Here is a 26,522-nt window from a genome sequence, read left to right on the forward strand (position 1 = left end):
TCGGCGCCGGCTCGCGCAGCGCCGCGATCACCCTGGTGGAGCGCTCCACCAGGATCGTGCTGATCAAGCGCCTGCCCACAAGACACGACTCGCCCACCGTCGCCGACGAGCTGACCCGCATGGTCCAGGACCTGCCCGCCGCCCTGAGGCGCGCCCTGACATGGGACCAGGGCAGCGAGATGGCCCGCGTGGCCGACTTCACCACCGCCACCGGCATGGACGTCTACTTCGCCGACCCCCACAGCCCCTGGCAGCGCGCCAGCAACGAGAACACCAACGGCCTGATCCGCCAGTACCTGCCCAAGGGCACCGACCTGGCAGCCCCCAGCGACGAGTACTACCAGCGCATCCACGACGAGCTCAACACCCGCCCCCGCAAGACCCTCCACTGGGCCACCCCAGCCCAGGCGCTCAACGCCTTCCTCACCGCCCAACCCACCACCGGCTAAACTCGCCCCCGACACCGGGCGCTGCACTCACCCCCGGAACCCGCCGGAACGAGACCGGTTCCGCTCATAGGGAGAGGCGATGAAGGCGGCGGGGTCAGTCGGCGAGCTCGAAGCGGGTGCGGCCGGCCTCGACGTCGGCGCTGACCAGGCGCGCCCGGATCGCCTCGCCCACGGGCAGGGCGCCGCTGCTCTTGCCGCCGTCCCGGCTCCCATCCGTCTTCTTGGCGGCGCGGATCTCCCCGACGACAGCGGGCTCGCGCAGCATGACCTCGCCGCGCCCGTCGCGCTCGGAGGTGATGACGGCGTCGAAGACCTCGCCCTCATGACCTGCCATGACAAGGGCCTCGATGGCGTCGACGGCGCCCCGGCTGGCGGCGTTCGCGCGCCGCCCCGTGGAGGACATCGTCTCGGGCAGGCCAGGCAGCGCCTCCACCACCCAGTCGGGCGCGGCCTGCCCGGCGCAGGCGGCCACGCAGGCCTCCAGGCCGTAGCGGTCGACGAGTCTGCGCAGCGGCGCGGTGACGTGGGCATAGCGCGAGGCGATCGCCGCGTGCTGGGCATCGCCGTCGGCGGGACGCTCCCCGCCGGGCAGGATCGCGAGATACCCGGAGCCCCGGAAGAGCGTGAGGGCGCGGTCCATGAAGGCCAGGTGCGCGGGGTTGGAGGCGTCAAGGCCCCGCACGAGCTCGGCGTAGGGCAGGGGGTCGGGCCACTCGATGCGAAGCGCGCGGGCCGCGCGGCGCAGCCGGCGCTGGTCCTCCTCGGTGGTGGGCGGCATCGTGCGCAGGATGCCGACTCCGCAGGCCCCCATGATCCGCGCGGCGCAGATGCCCGTGAGCAGGGAGATCTGCGCGTTGAAGCCCTCGGCGTCCACAGGCGCGCGGAAGGCGAGCCGGTACCCCTCGCCGTCGTGGTCGATCTCGTGCTCGGGGGCGGGCAGGGAGATGCCTCCCCGGGCGGCCTCCTGGACCTGCCGCAGCTCGCCGATGGCCGCCAGCAGGGCGGGAAGATCAGCGGGGGCAGGGTCGGGCAGGGAGGCGCCGGAGTCAAGAGCCGCCTGGACCTGGGCGTAGTCGAGCCGGGCCCGCGAGCGCACGAGGGCACGCTCCACCCGCGCGGCGACGACGGCGCCCGTGGCGTCGAGGTCGACGGTCCACAGGCAGGCGGGGCGGTCCTCGTCGGGCAGGAGGGAGGCGGCGCCATGGGAGAGGACGGGCGGGTGCAGGGGCGTGGAGGCGTCGGGCAGGTAGACGGTCTCACCGCGGCGGGCGAGCTCGGCGTCGAGGGCGCCGCCAGCGGTGACGAAAGTGGCCAGGGACGCGATGGCGTAGGAGACCCGGTAGGCGGCCTCCCCCGCGCCAGGGTCGGCGACGGCGTCACGCAGCGCGCTCGCTCCCCCGCCTGCCGGAGCGCCGTCCGGGACCGCTGCGGGGGAGAGGCGCTGCAGGGAGAGGGCCTGGTCGAGGTCCATGGAGCCGGGTGGGTCGATGGTGACCAGGGGGAGGTCACGGGCGTCGCGGGCGCCGGAGGCGAGGAGTCGCGCGGCGCCGTCGGCCTCCCATGCGGCGGCGGCCGCCTCGGCCTCGGCGAGGGCGTCGTCGGGGAAGCCCTCCGCCCCGGCGGCGGGGATCTCGTAGCGCTCCCGCAGTGCCGCCAGGACGGCGACGACGGGTCCGGGAGGGGCGGTGAAGCTGCTGAGGCGCGCGCGGCTCATGGAGCGAACCTACCGCGCCAGCGGGGCGCGCGGGTGGAGATGCCCTCAGGCGCGCATGAGGGGCAGGTAGGGGCTGAGGTCGCAGCGCTCGCCGGACGCGGCGAGCGCGCCGGAGTCGGTCGCCTCGGCCCAGCCGAGGCGGCCGGTGGCCAGGGCGAGCCAGGTGGCGGCGTCGGTCTCGACGACGCTGGGCGGGGTGCCGCGCCGGTGCGTTGTCCCGGCGACGGCCTGGGTGGCCCCGAAGGGCGGGACGCGCACCTCGACGCTGCGACCGGGCGCGCAGGCGGTGAGCTCTTCGAGCGTGTAGCGCACGGCGGTGGCGAGAGTTCGCCTGTCGACGGCGGCCCCCTCTCCCGCGCCCATCCCCGTGCCCTTCCCCGTGCTCATGCCCGGCGCCGCGCCGTCGGGGTGACTGGTGGCGGCCCAGGCCCGGACGGCGGAGGCGCCGTCGGCGGGGTCGATGCGTCGTCGTGCTGGCATGGGGCCGAAGATACCCGCGCCCCGGGTCCCGCTCGCTGCCACGGCGAGCGGGACCCGGGGCGCGGGCGCGAAGGCGCGGTCCGGACGCCTGAGGGCTCAGGCGGCAGCGGCCGCGGCGGCGGCCTTGCGGTGGCCGAGGCCCTTGAGGACGATGACCAGCGCGGTGGACACCACCGTCCCGGCCAGGATCGCCAGGAGGAACCCACCGAAGTTGGTGATGGCGAAGGCGACGAACACCCCGCCGTGGGGCGCGCGCGAGCCGACGTGCATCGCCATGGTCATCGCGCCCGTCATCGCGCCGCCGGCCATGGTGGCCGGGATGACGCGCAGCGGGTCGGCGGCGGCGAAGGGGATGGCGCCCTCGGAGATGAAGGACAGCCCCAGCAGCCAGGCGCTGCGCCCGTTCTCGATCTCGGCCTTGGTGAACAGCCGCGAGCGCAGGAAGGTCGCGGCGGACATCGCCAGCGGCGGCACCATGCCGGCGGCCATAACGGCGGCCATGATCTCCATCGTGGCAGGGGCGTCCGGGTCCAACCCCGCGGTGGCGAAGAGGTAGGCGGCCTTGTTGACCGGGCCGCCCAGGTCGAAGCACATCATGAGACCCAGGATGACGCCCAGGACCACGGCCGAACCGCCACCGGACATGGAGGTCAGACCGTTCTGCAGGCTGGTCATGAGGGCGGCCAGCGGCTTACCCAGGAGCATGTACATCAGGGAGCCGACCACGAGAGTCGTGCCCAGCGGGATGACCACCACGGGCATGAGCCCGCGCAACCACCGGGGCACGTCCAGGCCGGCGAGCCAAGCCGCGAAGTAGCCGGCGAGGATACCTCCGACAAGGCCGCCGATGAACCCGGCCCCCACCTCGCCGGCGATGAAGCCCATTACGAAGCCGGGAGCGATGCCGGGACGCCCGGCCAGGCCGAAGGCGATGTATCCGGCCAGCGCCGGCACCAGGAACTTCATGGCGGCCTGTCCCAGCAGCAGGAGGACCGACCCCACGTAGAGCAGGAATCCTGTGGAGTGCTCGGCTCCCGACACCTCACCGGGCAGGTTCCACAGGGTGTAGCTCTTGGCCACCGTCTGAGCCACAGAGTCTGTGGCCCCCTTCGGGGTCAGGGCGATGTCGTACCCGCCGAGCAGGGACCCGAGCGCGATGAGCAGACCGCCGGCCGCCACGAAGGGGATCATGTAGGACACGCCGGTCATGACGGAGCGCTGGAGGCGCCGCGCCCAGTGCTCGGAACCCTCCTCACTCTCCTCACTGGACTCGCCGCCGGCGGGCACGCGGGCGGCGCTCGGGTCGTCGGCCGCGGCCAGAGCCTTGTCCACCAGGGAGCCGGCGTCGTTGACGGCGGCCTTGACGCCGACGTCGATCACCGGCTTTCCGGCGAAGCGCTCGCGTCCCTTGATGGGCAGGTCGTGGGCGAAGACGACGGCGTCGGCGCGAGCGATGACCTCGGGGTCGAGGGCGTCGATCTTGCCCGAGCCCTGGCCCTCGATGCGCACGGTGATGCCGCGGTCCTTCCCCGCCTGCTCCAGGGCCTCGGCGGCCATGAAGGTGTGGGCGATGCCGGTGGGGCAAGAGGTGGCGCCGACGATGACGCGCTCGGCCCCGCCGCTCGCGGGGGCGGCTGCGGCAGCCGAGGCGGCGGGGGCGGCCGCTGCGGCGGGCGCGCCGGCTCCCTCGGCCTCGCCCGTGCTGTCCTCGAGCAGCTCGGGCTGGACCTGCTCGGTGACCATCCGGACGACCTCCTCGGCGCTGCCCGCGGATCGCAGGGCGTCGGTGAAGTCGGTGCGCATGAGGCCGCGGGCGAGCTTGGCCAGGAGCTTGAGGTGCATGTCGTCGGCGCCGGCGGGGGCGGCGATCATGAAGATGAGGTCGGCGGCCTGGCCGTCGGCGGCGCCGAAGTCGACCGGCTCGGCCAGGCGCGCGAATCCGAGGCTGGCGGCGAGCACGTGCTCGGAGCGGCAGTGCGGGATGGCGATGCCCCCGGGGATGCCAGTGGGGGCGGTGGACTCGCGGGCCAGCGCGTCAGTGGCCAGCCCCTCGGGGCCATCAGCGCGCCCGGCCCCGGCGACGACGCCGGCCAGGTAGGTGATGACGTCGCTCTTGTCGGTGCCGGGGCTGGCGTCGAGCGCGACGAGCTCGGGGATGATGAGCGGCGCGGTGCCGCCGGTGTCGATGGTCTCGGTCATGGTGCTTCCTTGGGTCGGTGGGCGCCGGGCTGCCGGCGCATGGGGCGGTGGGTCGTGGTGGCGGGTCGTTGGCGGTCGGGGTCGGGCCTCGCGGCCCGGCGCTCAGGCGAGCCGGGTGACGGCTGGCGGGGCGCCGGGCAGGTCGGCGGGGGTGGGCAGGGTGGTTCCGGGCAGGGAGGCAGCGGCGGAGCCGTAGAGCATGGCGGTGGCCAGGCGGTCGGCGGGGTCGTCCCCGCGGGTGTCGGCCAGGATGTAGCCGGCGACGGACGAGTCGCCCGCCCCCACCGTGGAGACGACGTCGATGGCGGGGGCCGGGGCGTGCCAGGCGCCCTCGGCGGTCACGAGCACTCCCCCAGCGGGCCCGAGGGTGGCCATGACGGCGGTGACGCCCCGGTCGACGAGGACGCGGGCGGCGTCGACGACGGGCGCGAGATCCCCGGCGAGAGCGCCGTCCTCCAGGGCCATGGCGCGCTCGGCGGGCAGTCCGGCGAGCTGCCCGAGCTCCTCGCCGTTGGGCTTGATGAGGTCGGGGGCGGCGTCCGGCAGCGCGGCGGCCAGGGCGGCGAGCGGCGCGTCAGAGGTGTCGACGGCGATGCTCGCGCCCGTGGGGCGCAGCAGGGCGACGAGCCGGGCGTACCAGTCGGTGGGGGCGCCGGGCGGCAGTGAGCCGGAGAGGATCGCCCACCCGGCGCTGTCGCCCTCCCCCGTCCGGCCCCCAGCCTCGACGGCGGCGAGCAGGGCCTTCTCGATAGCGGTGCGCTCGGCCTCGCCGAGCTCGGCGCCGGGCTCGTTGATCTTGGTGGTGGTTCCGTCGGGCTCGGTGACGGCGGTGTTGACGCGCGCGGCGCCCGGCACGGTGACGGCGGTGACGGTCAGGCCGGGCTGGGCGACGGCGTCGAGCGCGGCGCGCAGGGGGTCGTGCTCGGCGGCGGGCAGGACGGTGGTGACCTCCAGGCCGGAGGAGACCAGGACGCGGGCGACGTTGACGCCCTTGCCGCCGGGGTCGGTGACGACGCTGGTGAGGCGGTTGACGCCGCCGCGCACGAGGGGGCCGGGCAGGGCGACGGTGCGGTCGAGTGAGGGGTTGGGGGTGAGTGTGACGATCATGCGATGCGGGCCTCGGTTCCTGTGGTGGCGAGCTGGCTGGCGAGAGGGTCGGGCAGGGGGGCGTTGGTGATGAGGAGGTCGATATCGGCGGTGTCGGCGAAGGAGACGAGGTGCTCCTGGCCGATCTTGGCGGCGTCGGCCAGGGCGATGACGCGGCGCCCGGCGCGGACCATGGCGCGTTTGACGGCCGCCTCGTCCGGGTCGGGCGTGGACAGCCCATGCTCGGCGCTGATCCCGTTGGTACCGAGGATGGCGGCGTCGACCCGCAGGCGGGCGAGGGCATCGAGGGCCTCGGGGCCGACGGCGGCCTGCGTGATGCCGCGGACCTGCCCTCCCAGGACGCGCATGCTGATGCCGTCGCGGGGGGCGAGGAGGGAGGCTATGAGCAGGGAGTCGGTGATGACGCGCAGGCCGAGGCCCACGGGCAGGAGGCGGGCGAGCGCGGCGGTGGTGGTCCCGGCGTCGAGGAGGAGGGTCATCCCCTCCTCGGGGGCCAGGGCCTCGAGGGCCGCCGCGGCGATGGCGGCCTTGGCGGGGGCGGCCGCGAGCTCGCGCTCGGCGACGCCCGTCTCAGGCGAGGCGCTGACGGGGGCGGGGACGGCGCCGCCGTGGACCTTGCGCAGCGCTCCGGCGCGGTCGAGGGCGCTGAGGTCGCGGCGGATCGTCTCGACGGTGACGCCGTAGCGGGTGGCGAGCTCGGTGACGTGCACGCGGCCCTCGCGCGCGACGGCGGCGGCGATGCTGGATTGGCGCTGGTCGGCGTTCACGCTGCCCTCCTCGACGACGCTGTCATGGATGCGCGCATACCCCCGTACGCCCGTTCGGGCATTCGAAGCGGAATGTGCGCCTTAACGGGCACAAGATTACGCCCGTTCGGGCGTCACGTCATGTGATCCACATCATACACCTGCTGGGCGGCGACAACGACGGCGCCCGCCACCTGCGCGAGGTGACGGGCGCCGTCGAGAGCCGGGTCGGTCAGCGAGGGACCGCCGATCCGGCAGGGTCGTCCGCTCAGACGATGCCGTGAGCGATCATGACGTCGGCGACACGGGTGAAGCCGGCGGCGTTGGCGCCGAGGACGTAGTCGCCGGGGCGGCCGTACTCCTCCGCGGCGGCCACGCAGGAGTCGTGGATGTCGGTCATGATGTCGGTGAGCTTGGCCTCGGCGGTCTCGAAGCTCCAGCGGGTGCGGCCGGCGTTCTGCTCCATCTCGAGGGCGGAGGTCGCCACACCACCGGCGTTGGCGGCCTTGCCGGGGGCGTAGAGGATGCCGGCGGCCTGGAACGCCTCGATGGCCTCGGGGGTCGAGGGCATGTTGGCCCCCTCGGCGACGACGGCGCAGCCACCCCGCAGCAGCGTGGCGGCGTTCTCGCCGTCGAGCTCGTTCTGGGTGGCGCAGGGCAGGGCGACGTCGACCGGGACATCCCAGACGCGGCCCTCGGTGACGAGGCGGGCGCCGGGCCTGCGGGAGACGTAGTCGGCGACGCGGCCGCGCTCGACCTCCTTGACCTGCTTGAGGAGGTCGAGGTCGACACCGGCCTCGTCGACGACGTAGCCGGAGGAGTCGGAGAAGGTGATCGGGGTGGCGCCGAGCTGCTGGGCCTTCTCGATGGCGTAGATGGCGACGTTCCCAGAGCCGGAGACCGCGACCTTCTTGCCCTCGAGGGACTCGCCCTTGGTGGCGAGCATGGACTGGGCGAACAGGACGGTGCCGTAACCGGTGGCCTCGGTGCGCACGAGCGAGCCGCCCCAGCCCAGGCCCTTGCCGGTGAGGACGCCGGCGTCGTAGGAGTTGCGCAGCCGCTTGTACTGGCCGAAGAGGAATCCGATCTCGCGGCCGCCCACGCCGATGTCACCGGCGGGCACATCCGTGCTCGGGCCGATGTGGCGGGAGAGCTCGGTCATGAAGGACTGGCAGAAGCGCATGACCTCGGCGTCGGAGCGGCCGTGGGGGTCGAAGTCGGAGCCGCCCTTGCCACCGCCGATGGCCTGGTTGGTCAGAGCGTTCTTGAAGATCTGCTCGAAGCCGAGGAACTTGATGATGCCGGCGTTGACGCTGGGGTGGAAGCGCAGGCCGCCCTTATAGGGGCCCAGGGCGGAGTTGAACTCGATGCGGAAGCCGCGGTTGACCTGGACGTTGCCGGCGTCGTCGACCCACGGGACGCGGAACATGAGCTGGCGCTCGGGCTCCACGATGCGCTCCAGCAGCGCGCCCTCGGCGTAGTGCGGGTGCTTGGCGATGACGGGGGCGAGGGAGTCCAGCACCTCGCGCACCGCCTGGTGGAACTCGGTCTCCCCGCGGTTGCGGGCGACCACCTGCTCATAGACCTTCTCGACGACTTCAGCCATGACGGACTCCTTCGCGTATTCGCGTCCTCACAATCGCACCGGGCTTCTGCCTCGGTGCCGGATTCAAGAGTTCCACCGCCACGTTTCGCTGAGATGAATGATCTCAGTCCGCGACCTTTCTAGGACGCGGGTCACACCCGGCAGCCAGCCGCCGCTCCGTCCGCGCGGGGCCCCGGCGGCCCCGGCGTTCACCGGCGGTTCTCACGCTCCAGCGCGCTGACGGCGATCCGCGCGGCCTTCCACCCCAGCCAGCTGTAGAGGACCCCCAACGCGCAGGCCGCCAGGGGGATGGCGGCGACGACGGCGAGCGGCATCCAGTCCGGCTCCAGCGCGGCCACCGCCTCAAGGAGCCCGGCGATGCCGAAGGCCCAGGCGGTCGACCGCGTGGCTGGGGCGCTGGCCCGCTGCGCGGCGTACCACGAGTCGTCGGCGGCCAGGGACCAGACGGTCCTCACGCCCGCCCAGTGCTGGCGCGGGAGGCGGTCCCGGGCGGCGGCGAAGGCGACCCAGCCCAGAACCAGTGCCGCGGCGCACAAGACGACGGCGAGAACAGCGGCGATGACAGCATTCGCGCTCATGCCCCCAGTCTCCCACCGCCGTCGAGCCCGCATGGGACACCAGGGAGGCCCCGACGCCGCCAAGACTGCCGACAGTGTCAATTCTGCTGCCGTCGACGGCGAGCCCTGTACAACGGAACATTAGAACCCTTGGAATCATGCGGTTCTCCCCAGGGGATGCGAGAGCATCGGAAGCCGACGGCCGCAGAATTGACAGCCAGAAGCGCCCACGGCATCGAGAGCCCCCACCGAAACCAGGGCGCGCCAGCCCGGATCAGGGGAGACTCCTCCCATGGCCCCAACCCCCACGAAGGCCTCCGATCCCGATCAGCGGCTCCTCACACGCGTGCGCGATTGCCACGGCGCCGTCCGCCGTGCCGCCCTCCATCTGACCCGCGCGGAACGACGGCGCATCGATGCCCTCGTCGATCGCGGCGACCTCGAGCTCCATCAGCATGGAACACTCGCACTCCCTGGTTGCAGTCGCCTCGTCCTCCTCGCCCGGATCCACGGAGGACTCATCGCTGGCCAGCACGCTGCCGCCCATCACCGTCTCCCCCTGCCCAGCCGCCTCGGGCCAATCACGATTGTCGTTCCTCATGGCACCAAGACGCGCCTGCTGGGCCGCGAGCACCTCCGGAGCAGACGGGGGCTCGTTCTTCCGGAGCCCACCGCCTATCCCGTCCTTCCACTCGCCGAGGCCGTCGCTGACCTCCTGCAATGGGACCCGGACGACGAACTGGCCATCGTCGTGGCCGATGCGCCACTGAAACAGGGCACGATCACTCTCCCCGAGCTTGCGGCCCTTCTCGCGCCCTCTCGATTCGACACGGGTCGTCGTCGACTCGCAATGGCGTCCACTCGATCTCGCAGCCCGATCGAGACTCTTGCCCGGCTGCGTCTACGAGCGGCTGGGCTCGAAGTCGACGAGGGCGTCGTCATCCGCGGCGTCGGCGAGGTCGACCTGGTGGTGAACGGCTGGTTGATCGTCGAACTCGACGGTTTCGACTACCACTCGGATATGTGGTCGCTTGAGCAGGACGACTCCCGCAGCCGCGATGTGGCGCGTCTTGGGCTCACCCTCATCCGTTTCACCGGGAGGCAGGTGCGGTCAGGAAGATTCGTGGCAGAGGTCCTCGCCGTCGTCGCCGCTCATCCGCACGCGACGCGCCTCATCCCCCGAGGGCCTGGGCCTTTCAGCCTCTCTCGTTGACGACAGGGCAGATTCTCGGCGGTAGGTGTCAATTCTGCTGCCGTCGACGGCGAGCCTTGCACAACGGGAAGGGAGAACCGTTGGAATCATGCGGTTTCCCTCAGGGGATGCGACGGCGTCGGAAGCCGACGGCCGCAGAATTGACAGCCGGGAGCGTGGAGCCCCTCGTCAGGCGCCGAGGGAGGCGTAGAAGTCGTCGTCGACGGGCTCGAGCCATTCGTTGGAGGTGCCCTCGCCGGGGACCGCGAGCGCGATGTGGCTGAACCACGAGTCGGCCGCGGCACCGTGCCAGTGCTTGACGCCGGCCCGTGCGAAGACCGCCGTGCCGGGCCGCATAGGCACCGGGTCCGAGTTCTCCTCCTGGTACCAGCCCGAGCCGGCGGTGCACAGGAGCACCTGCCCGCCGCCGCTGGTGGCGTGATGGATGTGCCAGTTGTTGCGGCATCCGGGGGCGAAGGTGACGTTGTGGACGCCGACGGCGCACTCGGGGTCGTCGATGATCGCCCGCAGGAACGACGGCCCGGTGAAGTACTGGGCGAAGCCGGTGTTCGGCTCGCCGGTGCCGAAGATGTTGGCGGCCTCGAAGGCGGGATCCGGGGTGGTGGTCGAGTCGCTGGTGCTGCTCATGGCTTCTCCTCGTTGTCCTCATGCAACTGGGGCGGCGGGCTTCCCGCCCGTTCCCCTCTCGCGTGCGACACGCTAGGCGCCCGACGGCGGCGCCGCCAGGCCCCGTCAGGGCCACCCGCGCCGGCCGGGGAGCCCCGGGCACCCGGGAGGAACAGAAGTGGGGCCGCCCCACAAGGGGCGGCCCCACGATGACGAGCCCTCAGCCCGGCTCGCGCTCGAGGCGGCTCAGGCCTTGACGGCGTGGGCGACGACGACGGACCAGGGGGCGACGACGACCTCGCCGTCGAGCACCTGCCCGGTCTCCTCGGGCCAGCAGTTGCACTCGGGCTCGGCCCAGGCGGCTGTGTCGGCGACGCGCCGCCACTGGACCCCGCCCTCGTCGCCCGGCACCTCGAAGGCGACGGCGTCGCCGGCCATGTTGATCATGGCGCAGAAGGCCTCGCCGGGGGCGTCGATGAGGATCCGCAGGGCGCGGTCGCCCTCCTGTGGGGAGCCCTCGCCAGTCGGGGTGCGGAAGAGGTAGGAGACGTCGTCGCCGCCGACCCGCTCATCGCCCCAGGCGGCCTGGTGCAGGGCGGGGTGCTCGCGGCGCAGGCGCATGAGGGATCGCGCGAAGCGGAACAGCGGGTTGACGCTGCCGCTGGGCGCGTCGAAGGCGCCGAGGTTGTCGTGGTAGGAGGCCTCGACGTCGGCCTCGACGGGCACGCCCTGGGGGTCGTTCGTGGCCAGCATCGCGTAGTTGTTGCGCATGGCGATGGTGTCGATGGCCCAGGGGTTGTTGTTGCCGTTCTGGGTGCGGCCCATCTCGTCGCCGGCCACCACCATGGGCACGCCGCGCGAGAGCATGAGGATCGCCCAGAAGTTGCGCAGCCGCTGGCGGCGCAGCGCCTGGTCGCCGCCGGAGTCCCAGGACATGTTGTCGTCGTTGCCACCGTCGGAGGGGCCGAAGGGGGCGGGCTGGCCGTTGTTCTTGGCGGGGTAGCTCACGAGGTCGGCGAGGTTGAAGCCGTCGTGGGCGACGAGGAAGTTGACGGACTTCTGGGGGCCGCCGTTGTCGTTGAAGTGGTTGTAGTCGCCGTTGACGACCTCGATGAAGGCGCCCGTGTTGCCGTCGCCCTTGGCGAAGCGGCGCACGGCGTCGCGGTAGCGGCCGTTCCACTCTCCCCAGCCGCGCGGGAAGTTGCCGACCTCGTAGCCCCACAGGTCCCAGGCCTCGGCGATGACCTCGATGTCCTGCTCGGAGGCGAGATCGGCGATGCCGGTGAGCAGCGGGTGCTCGTTGAAGAAGCGCTTGAGGTTGCCCCAGTCGTCGGCGGCGGCGTCGGCGGGCATGCGGCCGAGCACGGTGGCCAGGTCGAAGCGGAATCCGTCCACGCCCATGTCGGTGCACCAGTGGCGCAGGGAGTCCAGGACGAGCTGGCGGGCCACCGGGGAGGAGTAGTTGATCTGGTTGGAGGTGCCGGTGGCGCCGTCGACGAGGATCTTGTCCGTCGTCATCTGGTAGTACTCGGCGGTGGCGAAGCCGCCCAGGCTGGTGAAGCCGACGGTGTTGACGTCGCCTCCCCAGTTGCCGCCCTCGGCGGTGTGGTTGTAGACGACGTCGAGGTAGACCTCGATGCCCGCGGCGTGGAAGGCGTCGACCATCTCGGTGAACTCCCGGGTGGGGCCGCCCCAGCCCTTGTCCGCGGAGTACTGGCGGTTGGGGGCGAAGAAGGACAGGGTCATGTAGCCCCAGGCGTTCGTCTTGCCCTCGCGCCCGGACTCCGAGGCGTTGGTCTCGTGGACGGGCAGGAGCTCGACGGCGGTGAAGCCGGCCGCTTTGAGGTAGGGGGCGAGCATGCCGGCGCCCTTGTAGGTGCCCTGGAACTCTGCGGGGATGTCGGCGACGTCCTCGAAGCCGGACTCACCGGCGAGGAGGTCGCGCAGGCGCGCGGCGGAGGGGTGGCCGGTGAGCTGCTTGACGCTGGCCTCGTAGACGATGGCCTGCTCGGCGGGCAGGTGGGGCTTCGGGGCGGTGGCGGTGTGGGCGGCGTCCTCGGGCAGGACGATGCCCTTGGGGGCGTAGGGGGCGGTGTCGATCTGGCGGCGCGGGACGCCGTCGACGTCGTCGCCGCCGGTGCCGAAGACGCCGTCGTTGACACCGTAGTCGGCCAGGCGGTCGGTGTAGACGGTGTGGGTGATCTCGCGGGAGTAGGGGTCGAAGAGGACCTTGTTGGGGTTGAATCGGTTGCCCTGCTCGTCGAGGTCGGCGATGAAGCCGGTGGCGGAGCCGGGCGTCCAGGAGGGGTCGTAGGGCCAGTTGGGGCCCCAGGCGCGCCAGCCGAGGAGGGCGCCGGCCTCGAGGCCCGCGATCTGGGCGCGCCAGACGCCGTCCTCGCCGCGCGCGGGCAGGAAGGTGCTCGATGCCGTCGCCCCGAGGGCCTCGGGGTAGACCTCGAGCTGGAGGCGGGTGGCGGCCGGGGCGTAGACGGCGACGGTCACGCCGTCGGGGCCGAGGTGGGTTCCGAGCGGCCAGGTGGCGCCCGCCCAGGAGGATTCGTTGACAGGGGTGGGGTGTGTCATGGGCGCGAGCCTGCCAGGCGCCCCTGAGAGTCTCCTGTGGGGCGGGGCGCCCGACGGCGAGAAAGCGGGCCGCCCGCCCGGGCCCGGGGGAGCGCTCCCGATGGAGCCACGCTGGAGGCCTGCGCTCCTTGACGCACCGGAGTGGGCAGGCTTGAATCATCTTGGCATATCACACAGAAGGATCGATTCCATGACTGATCAGTCCCCATACGCTCCCCAGCAGCCCTACCAGCCCTATCCCCAGCCCTCAGTGCCGTCGGCGGGCCAGCCCGGCTACGCGCAGGCCGGGATGCCCCAGTCCCCCTACGAGGCCGCTCCCTACGCGCAGCAGCCCATGGGGGCCTACCCGTCGATGGCCTACCCGCAGGCGATGGGACCGACCCGCCCGGGCACCGCGACGGCGGCCTCGGTGCTCGGCATCATCAGCGGTGGCCTGGGGCTCATCGTGTCCATCCTCGTGATCATCGGCACGTCGGCCATTGACACGGCGACCTCCCGCACGGCGCTCGAGGACGCCCTGGGCACCCTGATGACGATCAACTACTTGATCGGGTTCGGGGTGCTCATCACCGCTGTGGCACTGCTGACCACCGGGATCACCTTCCTCAAGGGCAAGGGATACGGGATTCTCCTGGGCGCCGCCATCGCCCAGGCCGTGCTGACATTCTTCAATGACATCATCTACCCGCTCATACTGCCGGGAATCCTCGGGATCGACTCCTCCGATATTCCCAGCAGCCTCAAATTCAACGGGGGCACTGTCTTCAACCTCCTCATCGGGCTCGGCCTGGCTTTTGCAACCATGATCCTGCTCGCGAACGCGGCCTCGAAGAACTGGCGCAAGTAGCTCGGGCCAGCGCGCGCCGCACGGGGGATCCCCTGTGCGGCGCGCCTCGTCCTATTCGAGCTGCTTCGATTCCGCGCCGTTCCCGGTAGGTCCGGGCAGTCGCTCGGCGGGCGGCATACGACAGACAACGAGCGCGATGATGAAGGACGCACCATGACAACCCCCTACCCCCCTCAGCAGCCGTACGCTTCCGGCCAGCCCCTTCCCGGCCAGCCTGCCTATGGCCCGGGCTACTCGCCCGCCCCGGGCAACCCACCGGCCGCCCCGGGGCCCGGCGCCCCTTACGGCGGTTATCCCGCCCAGCAGCCGATGATGCTCGTGCCAGTGCCCTTCGCCCCGGCGCCGATTCCCGCCATGCGCCCGGGCCCCGCCCGCCCCGGCACAGTGACCGCCGCCTGCGTCCTGGCCATGATCAGCGGGGGTCTCGGTCTCCTTCTCGGGCTGTTCAATATCGCCCTCTCGATCGATTTCAGCGACAATTCGGATAGCACTCCTCTTCTGTCCGGGCTGTTCCTCGTCTACGCCTTCGCGGTGTTCTCCACCGCCATCGCGCTGCTGACCACGGGGATCACTTTCCTGAAGAGGAGCGGGTACGTGATTCTCCTGGGCGCGGCGATCACTCAGGCGGTGCTGACCATCTCCCGCGATCTCATCATTCCCCTCATGCCGTACGACGCCCTGGGATACCACTCGTCCGCGGCCGTGCCCAGGAGCGCCGAGTTCAACCCCTACCTCGCCTTCGAGCTCATGGTCGGCGTCGGCCTGGCGACGGCGACCATCTGCCTCCTCGCCCTCCAGGCCTCCAAGGACTGGCGCAAGCAGCCCCCCACGTCTGACTTCATCCAGCAGGATCTCTCCCCCACAGGGGTATAACCCGTTGTATCCATGAAGGTGACGACGGCGGCACCGCCTCCTGTTCGCCGCACTCCAAGGGTCGACGACGGCCTGCGCCTGGTCCTCGACCTCTGAAGCGAGGTGGCCGCCGTCGCGCCCAGCGCGACGGCGGCCACCAACGCGGCTCAGCTTCCCTCAGAAGAGGGCCGGTAGCGTGCCTCGCGCCTCCTGGCCGAGCTCGTCCAGGTCAAGGATGAGCGGGCGGCCCGCGCCGCCGTCGGACAGGATGTCGGTTCCGGTGACGACGAGGAGGTCCCCGCCAGTGGTGCCGATGCGGGCGAAGGGCACGTCCTCCGCGGCGGCCGCGGCCTCGACGGCGGGCAGCAGCCCCTCGGGCACGGCGATGACGGCGCGGGCACCGGTCTCGGACAGGAGCGCGGTGGCATCGTCGAGCCCCTCGCCGGGAAGGGAGGCCAGGTCGACGGAGGCGCCGACGCCGAAGCGCAGGCAGGAATCCACGAGCGTCTGGATGAGCCCGCCGGTGGAGCAGTCGTGGGCGGCCCGCACGAGCCGGGCGCCGTCGGGGCCGTCAGCCTCGGACAGGGCCACGAGGACGCGGCCGAGCGCCATCTCCGCGGCCAGGTCCACGCGCGGGGGCACGCCGCCGAGGTGGTCGTGGATGACGCGGGACCAGGCCGAGCCGTCGAGCTCGTCGGCGGTGGCGCCAAGCATGACGATGGCCAGGCCCTCCTCGTGCCAGCCTGAGGGGTTGGCGCGGCGCACATCGTCCATGACTCCGAGCACGCAGACGACGGGGGTGGGGTTGATGGAGGAGTCGGGCAGGCCCTTGACCTTGCCGTGGGAGTTGTAGAGGGAGACGTTGCCCCCGGTGACGGGAATGCCCATCTCCTGGCACGCGTCGGCCAGGCCCGTGATGGCCTCGACAAGCTGCCACATGGCGTCGGGGTCCTCCGGGGAGCCGAAGTTGAGGCAGTCGGAGACGGCGCGGGGCGTGGCCCCCACGGTGCACACGTTGCGGTAGGACTCGGCCAGGGCCTGGGCGGCCCCTGTGGCGGGGTCGAGCTTGGTGAAGCGGCCGTTGGCGTCGGTGGCGATGGCCACCCCCCGGCCGGTGGCCTCGTCGACGCGGATGACGCCGGCGTCGTCGGGCTGGGCGAGGGCCGTGTCACCGCGCACGAAGCGGTCGTACTGGTCGGTGACCCAGGCGGGAGAGGCCTGGTTGGGGCTGGTGACCACCGCTCGCACCTCCTCGGCCAGGGCCTCAGCCGTCTCGGGGCGGGGCAGGCGGGCGGTGGTGTCCGCGTTGAGCTCGTCCTGCCAGGCGGGGCGCGCGTAGGGGCGGTCATAGGTGGGGCCCTCGTGGGCGACCGTCTTCGGGTCGACGTCGACGATCCGCTCGCCGAAGTGGTCGATGGTCAGGCGGCCGGAGCCGTTGACCTCTCCGATGACGGCGGCCTCGACGTCCCACTTGTCGATGACGGCCATGAAGTCGTCGAGCTTGTCCGGGGCGACGACCGCCATCATGCGCTCCTGCGACTCGCTCATGAGGATCTCGCCCGCGGTGAGGGTGGGGTCGCGCAGGAGGACGTTCTCCAGGTCCACGTGCATGCCGCCGTCGCCGTTGGAGGCGAGCTCGCTGGTGGCGCAGGAGATGCCGGCGGCGCCGAGGTCCTGGATGCCCAGCACGAGGCCGCCGGAGAACAGGTCGAGGCAGCACTCGATGAGGACCTTCTCCATGAAGGGGTCGCCCACCTGGACGCTCGGGCGCTTGGCGGGCATGCCGTCCTCGAAGGACTCCGACGCCAGGATGGAGGCGCCGCCGATACCGTCGCCACCAGTGCGCGCGCCGAAGAGAATGACCTTGTTGCCCGCGCCCGAGGCGTTGGCCAGGTGGATGTCCTCGTGCCGCAGGACGCCCACGCACAGGGCGTTGACGAGGGGGTTCTCCTGGTAGGAGGGGTCGAACTCGGTCTCACCGCCGATGTTGGGCAGGCCGAGGCAGTTGCCGTAGCCGCCCACCCCGGCCACGACCCCGTGGACGACGCGGGCGGTGTCCGGGTGGTCGACGGCGCCGAAGCGCAGCTGGTCCATGACGGCCACGGGCCGGGCGCCCATGGAGATGATGTCGCGCACGATCCCACCGACGCCGGTAGCGGCGCCCTGGTAGGGCTCGACGTAGCTGGGGTGGTTGTGGGACTCGACCTTGTAGGTGACCGCCCAGCCGTCGCCGATGTCGACGACGCCGGCGTTCTCCCCCATGCCGACGAGCAGGTGCTCCCTCATCCGCGGAGTGACTTTGGCGCCGAACTGCCCCAGGTGCTTCTTGGAGGACTTGTAGGAGCAGTGCTCGGACCACATGACGGAGTACATGGCGAGCTCGGCATTGGTGGGGCGGCGCCCGAGGAGGCGCTTGATGTCCTCGTACTCGTCGGCCTTGAGGCCGAGCTCGGCCCAGGGCATCTCCTGATCGGGGGTCGCCGCGGCGTCGGAGACGGTGTCGGGGTGCTCGACGGGGCGGGGGGCTGGGTCGGCGGTGCGGGCTGAGTGCGCCATACGGCTGCTCCTGGATGTGGGCGGGAGGGGGCCGTGCCTGAGAATACCCGGGACGTGGGAGGACCCAGTCGCTAGTCCCCCAGGTGAGCCGGCCGGGAGCGCGCCGTCGGGATTCGAGATGAAGACTCACCCCAAAGGTGCGGCGTCTCACACGCGGACAGGGCAAGATCGTGCCATGAGAACCATCGACGTCGCACCACTGCCCCTGTCCGAGCTCGAGTCCCACCTCGACGAGGTCGCCGCGCACCGGCTCCGCGACGGCGTGGCCGCCGCCCAGGCCCTCCTGGAGGGACGCGTCCTGTGGACCGTCACCCCCACGGACCAGGCTGGCGCGGGCCCCGTGGAGACCGTCGCCCCCCTGGTGGGCTACGCCCGCGGCCTGGGGGTCGACGCCAGGTGGCTGTGCCTGGACGCCCCGGCGGAGTTCGCCGCCCTCAGCGGGCGCCTGCACTCGTGGATCCACGGCGATATCGGGGATCGCGGCCGCCTGGGGGACAAGGAGCGCGACCTCTACGAGCACACGCTGGCCTCGAACGCGGAGAACGTCGCCGGGGATATCCGCGAGGGCGACATCGTCATCCTCCACGACCCGGCGACCGCCGGACTCGCGCGCGCCCTCAAGGCGGCGGGCGCCGTCGTCATCTGGCGCTGCCACGCGGGCGCGGACCTGGCCACCGCGAGCCCCGAGGGAGTCGAGGACGCCCAGCGCGCGTGGGCCTTCCTCGACCGCTACCTGGAGGACGCGGACTACGTGATCGTCTCCTGCGAGGAGTACCGGCCCCCGTTCACCGAGCCCGAGGGCTGTGCCGTCATCCCGCCCTCGATCAACCCCGACAGCCCCAAGAACCGAGTCCTCGACATGGACGAGGCCTGGTCGATCGCGCGCCTGGCGGGGATCTTCGACGGCGCGCCCCCTTTCGACGCCTTCCCCTTCATCCGCGGCGACGGACGGACGGCAGCGCTCCGGGCGACGGCGGCCGAGGGCTGCCAGGGCGGCGTCATGCGCGTCGGGGGCCCCGTGCCGCTCGGGGCGCGGACGATCACGCAGGTCTCGCGCTGGGACCGTCTCAAGGGAATGAAGGAGCTGGCGATCGCCTTCGCGGAGAACCTCGGGGCGCTCCCCGAGGACGCGCACCTGCTGCTCGTGGGCCCCTGCCCCGAGGAGAACACCACGGCCGCGCGGGTGCTGGATGAGGTCGTCGACGCCGTCGAGCTCCTTCCCGCGGCGGCGCGCTCGCGCATCCATGTCGCGGCCGTCCCCGCCCAGGACCGGGAGATCAACGCCCTTGTGGTCAATGCCGCGCAGCGGGTGAGCTCGGTGGTGACCCAGCGCTCGATCGTCGAGGCCTTCGGTCTGACGGTGGCCGAGGCGATGTGGAAGAAGGCCCCTGTGGTCGCTTCGGGCGTCGGGGGAATCCGCACGCAGGTGACTGACGGCGTCGACGGCGTCCTGGTGGACCCGCACGACGGCGCCGCCTGGGCACAGGCGGTGGCGGACCTCCTCCTCTTCCCCGAGCGGGCGGCGGAGATGGGGGCGACGGCGCACGAGTCGGTGCGCCGTTCCTTCCTGCCGGATCGGCATCTCCTGGAGGTCCTCGACGCCCTCGCGGCGGCGCTTGAGCGATCCTGAGGCCCACTCCCGGAGGAGCCGCGAGCCATCTCCCCAGAAGTTTTCCACAGGCTTCCTCCACAGGCATGTGCGCAGTGGGGGACGAGCCGCGAGATAGCGGGCATCGGCCTGTGAAAGCGCCATCACATCCAGTTTTGTGCCCCCGCATGTACCACATGCGGGGGCACAAGTCTCTTTTCAGGGTGAGTACAGGCTTCTACCAGGATTGGTCAAATCCCCGAGATTGTGCGGTTTTCCTCACGTTCTAGCGATCCGGCGCCGCGTTTCCCGCAGCACGACGCCGATCCTGGGAGGTCCCTGGGAAGGCCGCCCCGACATGGGACCACTCGCCCCCGATCACGATGCTGACACGATTCTGGCGCTTTGATCTCAGAGTGATGAACACAGGCTTGTCCACAGCCCGCCAGGCGGCCTTGTGGATAACTCCCAGGTTTCTCGCAGGTTCCTCTCGCGCCCCGACGCGCGGCGGCGGGCGCCCTTCCCCGGCGCTGGCCCGCGAGGCCCACCCCCTCCTTGGGACGCGATCCGCCCCGCTGGGCGCGAGGAGCGTCCAGCGGGGCGGAGGAGGGGAGGCGGCTCAGGCGGCCACGAGTGAGCTGAGAACCGAGTGGAAGATCCGCAGGCCGTCGGTGCCGGTGCGGGGGCCCGCGGGAGAGTCAGGACCGAAGCCGGGCTCCACCGCGTGCTCGGGGTGGGGCATGAGGCCGACGACGTTCCCTCGCTCGTTCCTCACTCCCGCGATGTCGCGGGCCGAGCCGTTGGGATTGTCGATGTAGCGGAAGACGACGAGCCCCTCGCCCTCGAGGCGGTCGAGCTCCTCGGGGGAGGCGATGAAGTTGCCCTCGCCGTTCTTGAGCGGGACGACGATCTCCTCGCCCTCGTCCATGCTGGCGGTCCAGGCGGTGGTGGCCGACTCGACGCGCAGGCGCTGCTCGCGGCAGTAGAACTTCTGGTGGTCGTTGCGGATGAGGGCGCCGGGCAGCAGGTGCGCCTCGGCGAGGATCTGGAAGCCGTTGCAGATGCCGAGCACGGGCATCCCGGCGCCAGCGGCGTTGATGACCTCGCCCATGACGGGGGCGAAGCGGGCGATGGCGCCGCAGCGCAGGTAGTCGCCGTAGGAGAAGCCGCCGGGGACGATGACGGCGTCCACTCCCCTGAGGTCCGCGTCCTTGTGCCACAGGCTCACGGCCTCGCCCCCGGCGAGGCGGATGGCGCGGGCGGCGTCGACGTCGTCGAGGGTTCCGGGGAAGGTGATGACTCCGATGCGGGCGCCAGCGGGACTGTCGGTCACGGCTCAGTCCTCCTCGGCGACGTGGATGGAGACGACGTCCTCGATGATGGGGTTGGACAGGAGGGTGCTGGCGGCCTGCGCGGCGGCGTCGAGGTGCTCCTGGGCGACGGGCCCCTCGACGGCGAGCTCGAAGCGGCGGCCCTGCCGCACTCCGGTGAATCCGGTGAGGCCGATCCTGGGCAGGCTCCCCATGACGGCCTTGCCCTGCGGGTCGAGGATCTCCGGCTTGGGCATGACTTCAACAACGATGCGTCCCAATGTGCTCTCCTGGGAGGTGGGGGAAGTGCGGCGCGACCAGTGTAACCAGTCCGCCCCGGCGCCTCCGGAGCTGTCCATCGCGCCGAGCCCCCGCCACCGATCCACAGCGAACCCTGCCACCGATCCACAGCGAACCTTGCCACCGATCCACAGCGAACCCTGCCACCAATCAACGGCGAACCCTGCCACCAATCCACAGAAACGGGCTACGATACTGGCATGAAAGGCCTTCTGACACGGCACGTATCGACCAGGACACACGAGCTTCTCACACACTTCCCGGCAGTCGGGATCGTAGGCGCTAGGCAGGTCGGGAAGTCGACTCTCGCCTCCATGCTCACTGGCAGCGAGGGCTCCTCCTCGCGCTTCCTCACCCTGGATGATCCTGAGGTCCGCGCCGCGGCCGAGGCCGATCCCCGTGGGTTCCTGGCCCAGGCCCCGGGCGGCACGCTCGTCGTCGACGAGTTCCAGCGCGTCCCAGCACTCGGCCTGGTCCTCAAGGCGGCCATCGACTCAAACCGCGCGCCGGGCCGCTTCCTCATCACCGGCAGCGCCAATCTGACGGCGAAGCAGGAGATGGCCGATTCTCTCGCTGGTCGCCTCATCATGGCGCGAGTCCATGGCTTGTCACAGGGAGAGCTGGGCAGCGAGCCCGACGACTTCATCTCCGCGGTCGTCGGGGGCGAGCTCAATGAGACCTATCGCTCGCGGCTCACACGCGACGACTACGTCGATCGCATCGTCGCCGGCTCGTACCCCGAGGCGGTGGGGCTCTCTCCCCGGCTTCGCGCCCACTGGTACGACTCCTACATCTCCCTCCTCCTGGAGCGGGATGTCAGGGAGCTCGCCCGCTTGTCCGACCCATTGAGGCTGCGCACCCTGTTGACGCAGGTCGCGGCCACCCAGGGCTCGGAGACGGTCATCACCAGGCTGGGCGGGACGGCGAATCTTCCCGCCGCGACCACGTCCGCCTATATGGATCTGCTTCGCGCCCTGTTCCTCATCGACCGTATCCCGCCGTGGACGCCCAATCTTCTCAAGCGGGAGATCGGTCGTTCGAAGTATGTCCTCGCGGACACCGGACTCGCCGTCCACCTCACCCGCACGAGGTCCGCCACGCTCAAGGATCTCGTCGCCGGTTCCGCACTGGGAGGGTTCCTGGAGGCGTTCGTCGCCGCCGAGCTCCTCCGACAGCAGGGGTGGAGCGAGGAGCGCTTCGCGCTCAGCCACTACCGCTCCCCTGATGGGAGGGAAGTCGATCTCATTGCCGAGCTCGACGACGATCGGGTGATCGGCATCGAAGTGAAGGCCGCATCCTCCGCATCGCTCTCTGAAACGCGGCACTTGGCCTGGCTGAGGGATCAGATCGGGGAGAGATTCGTCGCGGGGATCGTCCTCACGACAGATGAGAGGGTCAGGCCGATGGGAAAGAGGATCTGGTCCGTCCCCGTGTCGGCGCTCTGGGAGCTGGGCTAGGCCGGGTACGCCCCTCCGCGCGAGGCGCCTGCGGGCCTAGATGCGGCCGAGCCAGTCGCCTGCGAGCTTGAGGGCGAGGATGCCGCCGATGGCCAGGGCGCAGGTGCCGATGAGCCAGGCGGGCCCGAGCACGAGCGCGATGATGGCGCAGACCACGGCGGCGGCGAGCATGAACCCGCCGACGGCGCCGGCGACCCCCGCGGGAGCCTGGCTCGACTGGTCCACCGTGGAGGTTCCCATGAGGGGGCGCGGGCCCGAGCCGACGGCGACGCGCGGCCCCGCCCCGGTGGCGGCGAATCCGGCAGGCTCGTCCTGGACGCCGGAGGTGAGCAGGTGCTGGGGATCGGCGACATCGACGTCGCCGTTGGTCAGTCCGGCGGCCACGTCCACGAGGGTCGGCTCCCAGCGCTGGGCCTCGCCGCGCACGGGCGTGCCCCCGGCCCAGGCGAGGTAGCCGGCGGCGGAAACGAGGCCCGCACCGCCCAGGACGACGACGAGCCAGGGCGGCACCCAGGGGTGCCCGGCGTTGGCGGCGGTGGCCAGGTGCATCGCCGAGGTGGTCGCCAGGACGAGGCCGACGAGGGCGCAGGCGATGCCAGCCAGGCGCTGGCGCACGACGGAGGCCGGCCACGGGGTCCGGGCCCGTTGCAGGGGCGTGGGCTCCGTGGAGCGGCCGCGCCCGACCCCCCAGTCGGTGCCCCGCGGGTTGCGGAGGCGGAACCGGCCGGATGGGGTCGGGCGGTCCGCGCGGGGGGCACCGCTCCCGCCGTCGCCGTCATCGGCGTCGGAGGTTGGATAGAAGCGGCGGCCGAGATTCTCGGGATCAATACCCAGGTCCTCCTCGGCGTCGATGATCTCAGCCTCGGACCAGGTGGTGCGCTGCCGCCTGCCGGAGCCCCGAGAGGGCCGCGACTGGCCCCAGTTGACGGGGCCGCGCTCGGATTCCGGCCGACGATCGCGGCCGAGAGGCGGGGTCACTCAGATCACCTGCCCGAGGATGGAGGCCAGTCCGAGGGAGATGAGGAGGAAGCCGAAGGCGGCCACGAGGATCTGGCCGAGGCGCAGCAGCGACTCGCCCGTCGTCGTGCCGGAGAGTCGCTCGTCGGCGGCGCGGCCCAGCGAGGTCGAGACCAGCGCCGTGGACACGGGGCCGGAGACGACATCGAGGGCGGTGAGCTCGCGGCGGCCGGAGGGCTCGGGCAGGGCGATGGCGGTCGAGTGACCGGAGGGGATCACGGTCAGCTCCGCGCCGGGGGCGGCCGGCTGGCCGGGGCGCCCCCGGTTCTGGGCGCCCACAGCCCCGGAGGCGGCGACGCGCTTGCGGGCGGCCGCGGCGCGGTTGCGGTCCAGGCGCAGGCGCGGGGCGTTGACGACGAGCGAGCGGGCGGGGACCCGCAGGGCGGCGATGAGCCCGATGCCGACGACGAGCAGGGCGATGCCGCCGAGGATCGCGGAGGTCCCCCGGGCGCCGAGGGCGCTGGCCAGCGCGGCGGCCAGGGCGAGGATGACGACGATCGTCACCACGACGACGAGGACGACGAATCCCCGGCCGGGGCTGAAGCTGCGGGTCACCCGAGGCGCGGCGCCGCCGGGCGAGCCCGGGACGGGACCAGGCATGGCGCTCGGGTCAGCCGTCGTCACTGGGCCTCCCCGAGGTCGAGGGGCGTGCCGGTGAGGCGCTCATAGGCCTCGAGGTAGCGCGCGCGGGTGCGCTCGACGACGTCGTCGGGCAGGGCGGGGGGCTGCTCGCCGGAGGAGCGGTCCCAGCCGGAGGCCGGGGAGACGAGCCAGTCACGCACGTACTGCTTGTCGAAGGAGGGGGCGGGCTTGCCCTCCTCCCATTCCTCGGCGGGCCAGAAGCGGGAGGAGTCCGGGGTGAGGACCTCGTCGCCGAGGACGAGGGCGCCGTCGGGGCCGGCACCAAGCTCGAACTTGGTGTCGGCGATGATGATGCCGCGCCGGGCGGCGATGTCGACGGCGCGCGTGTAGAGGGCGAGGGTGACGTAGCGGAGCTTGGCGGCGGTGGCCTCCCCGACCATCTCGACGACGCGCTCGTAGGAGATGTTCTCGTCGTGCTCGCCGACCTCGGCCTTGGCGGCGGGGGTGAAGATCGGCTGGGGCAGGAGGGAGGCCTCGGTGAGGCCGTAGGGCAAGGGCAGGCCGCAGACGGTCTTGTTGAGGCGGTACTCGATGAGGCCCGAGCCGGTGAGGTAGCCGCGAGCGACGCACTCGATGGGGTACATGTCGAGGCGGCGGCAGATCATGGCGCGCCCGGTGACCTCCTCGGGCACGTCGAGGGTGACGAGGTGGTTGGGGACGACGTCGGCCAGCCGCTCGAACCACCAGGCGGACATGGCGGTGAGGATGCGGCCCTTGTCCGGGATGGTGGTGTCCAGGACGTAGTCATAGGCGCTGATGCGGTCCGAGGCGACGACGAGGAGGACGTCCTGACCGGCCCAGGGGCTGGTGGCCTCGGGGGTGTAGACGTCGCGGACCTTGCCACTGGAGCGGTGGGCCCAGCCCGGGATCGTCAGGGGGGCGGGGCCTGGAGTGGTGCTCATGCGCCCATCCTGCCACCCTGACCTGCCCGCGCGCAGCGGGAGCCTGCCCATTGGCGGTGCGGCGCGGGGCGCGTGGCGATCAGGCAAGGCTCAGCGGCCGGCGGCGATGTCGGTGCGGTACTGGGCGCCGTCGAGGTGGATGCGGCTGATCGCCTCGTAGGCGCGCTCGCGGGCTGCGGCGACGGACTCGCCGAGGGCCACGACGGACAGGACCCGGCCGCCGGTGGCGATCAGGGCGCCGTCGTCGCCCCGGCCGGTCCCGGCGTGGAGGACGTGGACGCCGTCGACGCGCTCGGCCTCCTCGATGCCGGTGATGGCCCCGCCGGTGGTGACGGTGCCGGGGTAGCCGGGGGCGGCGAGGACGACGTCGACGGCAGCCCGCTCGCTCCAGGTCGGCTCGGGGACCTCGGCGAGGCGGCCGGTGGCGGCGGCCAGGAGCAGCTCGGGCAGGGAGGAGGTCAGGCGCGCGAGGACGGCCTGGGTCTCGGGGTCGCCGAAGCGCACGTTGAACTCGACGACGCGCATGCCCTTCGAGGTCAGGGCGAGGCCGCAGTAGAGGAGCCCGACGAAGGCGGTTCCGCGGCGGGCGAGCTCGTCGACGACGGGTTGGGCGACGGTGGCCACGACCTGCTCGGCGAGGTCGGCGGGCGCCCAGGTCAGGGGGGTGTAGGAGCCCATGCCGCCGGTGTTGGGGCCAGCGTCGCCGTCGCCGAGGCGCTTGAAGTCCTGGGCGGGGGCGAGGGCGCGGACGGTGGCGCCGTCGCAGACGCAGAAGACGGAGGCCTCGGGGCCGTCGAGGTAGTCCTCGACGACGACGCGCCCGCCGTCCTTGGCCAGGCACGCGAGCCCGTGGTCGAGAGCGGCGGCGCGGTCGGAGGTGACGACGACCCCCTTGCCGGCGGCAAGCCCGTCCTCCTTGACGACGTGCGGGGCGCCGAAGCGGTCGAGGGCGGCCTCGAGCTCGGCGGGGGTCTCGCAGACGGCGGCCTCGGCGGTGGGGACGCCGGCGGAGGCCATGACCTCCTTGGCGAAGGCCTTGGAGCCCTCGAGGCGGGCGGCCTCGGCGCCGGGGCCGAAGCAGGGGATGCCGCCGGCGCGGACGGCGTCGGCGACTCCGGCGACGAGTGGGGCCTCGGGGCCGATGACGACGAGCTCGGCGCCCATCTGCTGGGCGAGGGCGACGACGGCGTCGGGGTCGTTGGCGTCAGCGCTGATGTTGGTGGCGATGGCGGCCGTGCCCGGGTTGCCGGGGGCGACGACGAGCTCGGTGGTGACGGGGTCGGATGCGAGGGCGCGGGCCAGGGCGTGCTCGCGCGCGCCGGACCCCAGCAGCAGGATCTTCACTCCCCCAGCCTACGGCGTCGCCCCCGCAGCGCCACCCAGACACTCAGCGCGTGTGAGGCACTGGCAAGACGCGGGTTCGGGGGACGAACCGGGTGTTTGCCCGTTAGGACGGGGGTCCGGCCCCCGTCCTGACCAGTAAGACCCCGGCCAGAGGGGTGAAACCGCGTCCTGCCGGAGGGCGCCTGGCAGGCAGGCCGGACGGCGGAGACCACGCGCCCGCGTAGCGGGCTGGGTGGTGGCCCGGGACCGTGGCGGGGCTGGCGGGAGCGGCCCGAGGAACGAGGGCCGCGGATGGTGGGCCCGGACCGCCACCCAGACCGCTGCGCCGCCCACCGTCCGTCCACCGTGCCACCCGCCCCGCTCCCCCACAGACACGTCCGCCCCGGTCCCTCGATTGAGGGACCGGGGCGGACCGGTGCTGTGCTCGCGGCGTCAGGCGGGGGCCGT

General features: G+C 72.1%; 23 protein-coding genes. 6 read left to right on the forward strand and 17 right to left on the reverse strand.

The window, feature by feature from the left end:
* Positions 1 to 449 (forward strand): IS30 family transposase (locus tag A1QA_RS13235; RefSeq protein WP_017177507.1); only part of this gene is annotated, 449 nt, incomplete at its 5' end.
* A 94-nt stretch (positions 450 to 543) separates the two neighbouring features.
* On the opposite strand, the gene A1QA_RS0103330 is transcribed toward A1QA_RS13235, so the two are convergent.
* From A1QA_RS0103330 to A1QA_RS16425, 8 genes are all read right to left on the reverse strand, one after another.
* The gene (locus tag A1QA_RS0103330) at positions 544 to 2,163 is read right to left on the reverse strand and encodes an RNB domain-containing ribonuclease (RefSeq protein WP_017177508.1); all 1,620 of its coding nucleotides are present in this window, start codon (positions 2,161 to 2,163) and stop codon (positions 544 to 546) included.
* Positions 2,164 to 2,208: 45 nt separating this feature from the next.
* Positions 2,209 to 2,550 (reverse strand): sterol carrier family protein, encoded by a 342-nt coding sequence (locus A1QA_RS0103335; RefSeq protein ID WP_425265727.1) that lies wholly within the window; start codon positions 2,548 to 2,550, stop codon positions 2,209 to 2,211.
* A 189-nt stretch (positions 2,551 to 2,739) separates the two neighbouring features.
* Complete coding sequence (locus tag A1QA_RS0103340) at positions 2,740 to 4,842, reverse strand: PTS fructose transporter subunit IIABC (protein WP_017177510.1); 2,103 nt, start codon at positions 4,840 to 4,842, stop codon at positions 2,740 to 2,742.
* A 102-nt stretch (positions 4,843 to 4,944) separates the two neighbouring features.
* Positions 4,945 to 5,949 carry a 1-phosphofructokinase family hexose kinase gene (locus tag A1QA_RS0103345; RefSeq protein ID WP_017177511.1) on the reverse strand — a complete coding sequence of 335 codons (1,005 nt, stop codon included), beginning with the start codon at positions 5,947 to 5,949 and terminating at the stop codon, positions 4,945 to 4,947.
* A complete protein-coding gene (locus A1QA_RS0103350) occupies positions 5,946 to 6,716 on the reverse strand; it encodes a DeoR/GlpR family DNA-binding transcription regulator (RefSeq protein ID WP_017177512.1) in 771 nt (256 codons plus the stop codon). The genes A1QA_RS0103345 and A1QA_RS0103350 overlap by 4 nt, the downstream gene beginning before the upstream one ends.
* A 247-nt stretch (positions 6,717 to 6,963) precedes the next feature.
* Positions 6,964 to 8,301, reverse strand: a complete 1,338-nt coding sequence (gdhA, locus tag A1QA_RS0103355) for an NADP-specific glutamate dehydrogenase (protein WP_017177513.1) — start codon at positions 8,299 to 8,301, stop codon at positions 6,964 to 6,966.
* A 188-nt stretch (positions 8,302 to 8,489) separates the two neighbouring features.
* Positions 8,490 to 8,879, reverse strand: coding sequence for an SdpI family protein (locus A1QA_RS14850; protein ID WP_017177514.1), 390 nt, complete (start codon positions 8,877 to 8,879; stop codon positions 8,490 to 8,492).
* A 253-nt stretch (positions 8,880 to 9,132) separates the two neighbouring features.
* The gene (locus A1QA_RS16425) at positions 9,133 to 9,459 is read right to left on the reverse strand and encodes a hypothetical protein (RefSeq protein ID WP_244266054.1); all 327 of its coding nucleotides are present in this window, start codon (positions 9,457 to 9,459) and stop codon (positions 9,133 to 9,135) included.
* A 249-nt stretch (positions 9,460 to 9,708) separates the two neighbouring features.
* Between A1QA_RS16425 and A1QA_RS16430 the strand changes: the two genes are divergently transcribed.
* Positions 9,709 to 10,071, forward strand: coding sequence for a hypothetical protein (locus A1QA_RS16430; RefSeq protein ID WP_017177516.1), 363 nt, complete (start codon positions 9,709 to 9,711; stop codon positions 10,069 to 10,071).
* A 168-nt stretch (positions 10,072 to 10,239) separates the two neighbouring features.
* Here the strand turns inward: A1QA_RS16430 and A1QA_RS0103370 are convergent, their stop codons facing one another.
* Together A1QA_RS0103370 and A1QA_RS0103375 are read right to left on the reverse strand one after the other, a co-directional pair.
* Positions 10,240 to 10,698, reverse strand: a complete 459-nt coding sequence (locus A1QA_RS0103370) for a cupin domain-containing protein (protein ID WP_017177517.1) — start codon at positions 10,696 to 10,698, stop codon at positions 10,240 to 10,242.
* A 225-nt stretch (positions 10,699 to 10,923) separates the two neighbouring features.
* On the reverse strand, positions 10,924 to 13,260 hold the full coding sequence (locus tag A1QA_RS0103375) for an alpha-amylase family glycosyl hydrolase (protein WP_017177518.1): 2,337 nt from the start codon (positions 13,258 to 13,260) through the stop codon (positions 10,924 to 10,926).
* Between the two features lie 190 nt (positions 13,261 to 13,450).
* Here A1QA_RS0103375 and A1QA_RS0103380 point away from each other — a divergent pair, with 190 nt between their 5' ends.
* Positions 13,451 to 14,107: a hypothetical protein gene (locus tag A1QA_RS0103380; protein ID WP_017177519.1), complete on the forward strand. Its 657-nt coding sequence runs from the start codon at positions 13,451 to 13,453 to the stop codon at positions 14,105 to 14,107.
* Between the two features lie 153 nt (positions 14,108 to 14,260).
* A complete protein-coding gene (locus tag A1QA_RS0103385) occupies positions 14,261 to 14,980 on the forward strand; it encodes a hypothetical protein (RefSeq protein WP_154652216.1) in 720 nt (239 codons plus the stop codon).
* A 156-nt stretch (positions 14,981 to 15,136) separates the two neighbouring features.
* Here A1QA_RS0103385 and purL read toward each other — a convergent pair whose 3' ends face one another.
* A complete protein-coding gene (gene purL, locus A1QA_RS0103390) occupies positions 15,137 to 17,515 on the reverse strand; it encodes a phosphoribosylformylglycinamidine synthase subunit PurL (protein WP_017177521.1) in 2,379 nt (792 codons plus the stop codon).
* 175 nt (positions 17,516 to 17,690) lie between these two features.
* Between purL and A1QA_RS0103395 the strand changes: the two genes are divergently transcribed.
* A complete protein-coding gene (locus A1QA_RS0103395; protein WP_017177522.1) occupies positions 17,691 to 19,145 on the forward strand; it encodes a glycosyltransferase in 1,455 nt (484 codons plus the stop codon).
* Positions 19,146 to 19,722: 577 nt separating this feature from the next.
* Here A1QA_RS0103395 and purQ read toward each other — a convergent pair.
* Both purQ and A1QA_RS0103405 read right to left on the reverse strand, forming a co-directional pair.
* Entirely contained in the window at positions 19,723 to 20,436 is a 714-nt protein-coding gene (gene purQ, locus A1QA_RS0103400; RefSeq protein WP_017177523.1) for a phosphoribosylformylglycinamidine synthase subunit PurQ, read from the reverse strand.
* 3 nt (positions 20,437 to 20,439) lie between these two features.
* Positions 20,440 to 20,694 (reverse strand): phosphoribosylformylglycinamidine synthase subunit PurS, encoded by a 255-nt coding sequence (locus A1QA_RS0103405; RefSeq protein ID WP_026048650.1) that lies wholly within the window; start codon positions 20,692 to 20,694, stop codon positions 20,440 to 20,442.
* A 219-nt stretch (positions 20,695 to 20,913) separates the two neighbouring features.
* Between A1QA_RS0103405 and A1QA_RS0103410 the strand changes: the two genes are divergently transcribed.
* The gene (locus A1QA_RS0103410; protein WP_026048651.1) at positions 20,914 to 22,170 is read left to right on the forward strand and encodes an ATP-binding protein; all 1,257 of its coding nucleotides are present in this window, start codon (positions 20,914 to 20,916) and stop codon (positions 22,168 to 22,170) included.
* A gap of 36 nt (positions 22,171 to 22,206) precedes the next feature.
* Here A1QA_RS0103410 and A1QA_RS16435 read toward each other — a convergent pair whose 3' ends face one another.
* From A1QA_RS16435 to purD, 4 genes are all read right to left on the reverse strand, one after another.
* The gene (locus tag A1QA_RS16435; RefSeq protein WP_017177526.1) at positions 22,207 to 23,148 is read right to left on the reverse strand and encodes a hypothetical protein; all 942 of its coding nucleotides are present in this window, start codon (positions 23,146 to 23,148) and stop codon (positions 22,207 to 22,209) included.
* Positions 23,149 to 23,787, reverse strand: a complete 639-nt coding sequence (locus A1QA_RS0103420) for a hypothetical protein (RefSeq protein WP_051000544.1) — start codon at positions 23,785 to 23,787, stop codon at positions 23,149 to 23,151. It abuts the gene before it with no gap.
* 20 nt (positions 23,788 to 23,807) lie between these two features.
* The gene (locus A1QA_RS0103425; protein ID WP_017177528.1) at positions 23,808 to 24,731 is read right to left on the reverse strand and encodes a phosphoribosylaminoimidazolesuccinocarboxamide synthase; all 924 of its coding nucleotides are present in this window, start codon (positions 24,729 to 24,731) and stop codon (positions 23,808 to 23,810) included.
* A gap of 90 nt (positions 24,732 to 24,821) precedes the next feature.
* Complete coding sequence (purD, locus tag A1QA_RS0103430; protein ID WP_017177529.1) at positions 24,822 to 26,075, reverse strand: phosphoribosylamine--glycine ligase; 1,254 nt, start codon at positions 26,073 to 26,075, stop codon at positions 24,822 to 24,824.
* Positions 26,076 to 26,522: the final 447 nt, after the last annotated feature.

The sequence above is a fragment of the Actinomyces timonensis DSM 23838 genome, assembly GCF_000295095.1.
GTDB lineage: Bacteria > Actinomycetota > Actinomycetes > Actinomycetales > Actinomycetaceae > Actinomyces > Actinomyces timonensis.

Excerpts from the sequence above, each read along its gene's own strand:
- A1QA_RS0103335 (WP_425265727.1), bottom strand. The coding sequence starts at position 2,550 with ATGAGCACGGGGAAGGGCACGGGGATGGGCGCGGGAGAGGGGGCCGCC.
- A1QA_RS14850 (WP_017177514.1), bottom strand. The coding sequence starts at position 8,879 with ATGAGCGCGAATGCTGTCATCGCCGCTGTTCTCGCCGTCGTCTTGTGC.
- A1QA_RS0103370 (WP_017177517.1), bottom strand. The coding sequence starts at position 10,698 with ATGAGCAGCACCAGCGACTCGACCACCACCCCGGATCCCGCCTTCGAG.
- A1QA_RS0103385 (WP_154652216.1), top strand. The coding sequence starts at position 14,261 with ATGACAACCCCCTACCCCCCTCAGCAGCCGTACGCTTCCGGCCAGCCC.
- purL (WP_017177521.1), bottom strand. The coding sequence starts at position 17,515 with ATGGCGCACTCAGCCCGCACCGCCGACCCAGCCCCCCGCCCCGTCGAG.
- gdhA (WP_017177513.1), bottom strand. The coding sequence starts at position 8,301 with ATGGCTGAAGTCGTCGAGAAGGTCTATGAGCAGGTGGTCGCCCGCAAC.
- A1QA_RS0103425 (WP_017177528.1), bottom strand. The coding sequence starts at position 24,731 with ATGAGCACCACTCCAGGCCCCGCCCCCCTGACGATCCCGGGCTGGGCC.
- A1QA_RS0103410 (WP_026048651.1), top strand. The coding sequence starts at position 20,914 with ATGAAAGGCCTTCTGACACGGCACGTATCGACCAGGACACACGAGCTT.
- A1QA_RS16425 (WP_244266054.1), bottom strand. The coding sequence starts at position 9,459 with ATGAGGAACGACAATCGTGATTGGCCCGAGGCGGCTGGGCAGGGGGAG.
- A1QA_RS0103330 (WP_017177508.1), bottom strand. The coding sequence starts at position 2,163 with ATGAGCCGCGCGCGCCTCAGCAGCTTCACCGCCCCTCCCGGACCCGTC.
- A1QA_RS0103345 (WP_017177511.1), bottom strand. The coding sequence starts at position 5,949 with ATGATCGTCACACTCACCCCCAACCCCTCACTCGACCGCACCGTCGCC.
- A1QA_RS0103395 (WP_017177522.1), top strand. The coding sequence starts at position 17,691 with ATGAGAACCATCGACGTCGCACCACTGCCCCTGTCCGAGCTCGAGTCC.
- A1QA_RS0103375 (WP_017177518.1), bottom strand. The coding sequence starts at position 13,260 with ATGACACACCCCACCCCTGTCAACGAATCCTCCTGGGCGGGCGCCACC.
- A1QA_RS16430 (WP_017177516.1), top strand. The coding sequence starts at position 9,709 with ATGGCGTCCACTCGATCTCGCAGCCCGATCGAGACTCTTGCCCGGCTG.
- A1QA_RS0103340 (WP_017177510.1), bottom strand. The coding sequence starts at position 4,842 with ATGACCGAGACCATCGACACCGGCGGCACCGCGCCGCTCATCATCCCC.
- A1QA_RS0103420 (WP_051000544.1), bottom strand. The coding sequence starts at position 23,787 with ATGCCTGGTCCCGTCCCGGGCTCGCCCGGCGGCGCCGCGCCTCGGGTG.
- A1QA_RS0103380 (WP_017177519.1), top strand. The coding sequence starts at position 13,451 with ATGACTGATCAGTCCCCATACGCTCCCCAGCAGCCCTACCAGCCCTAT.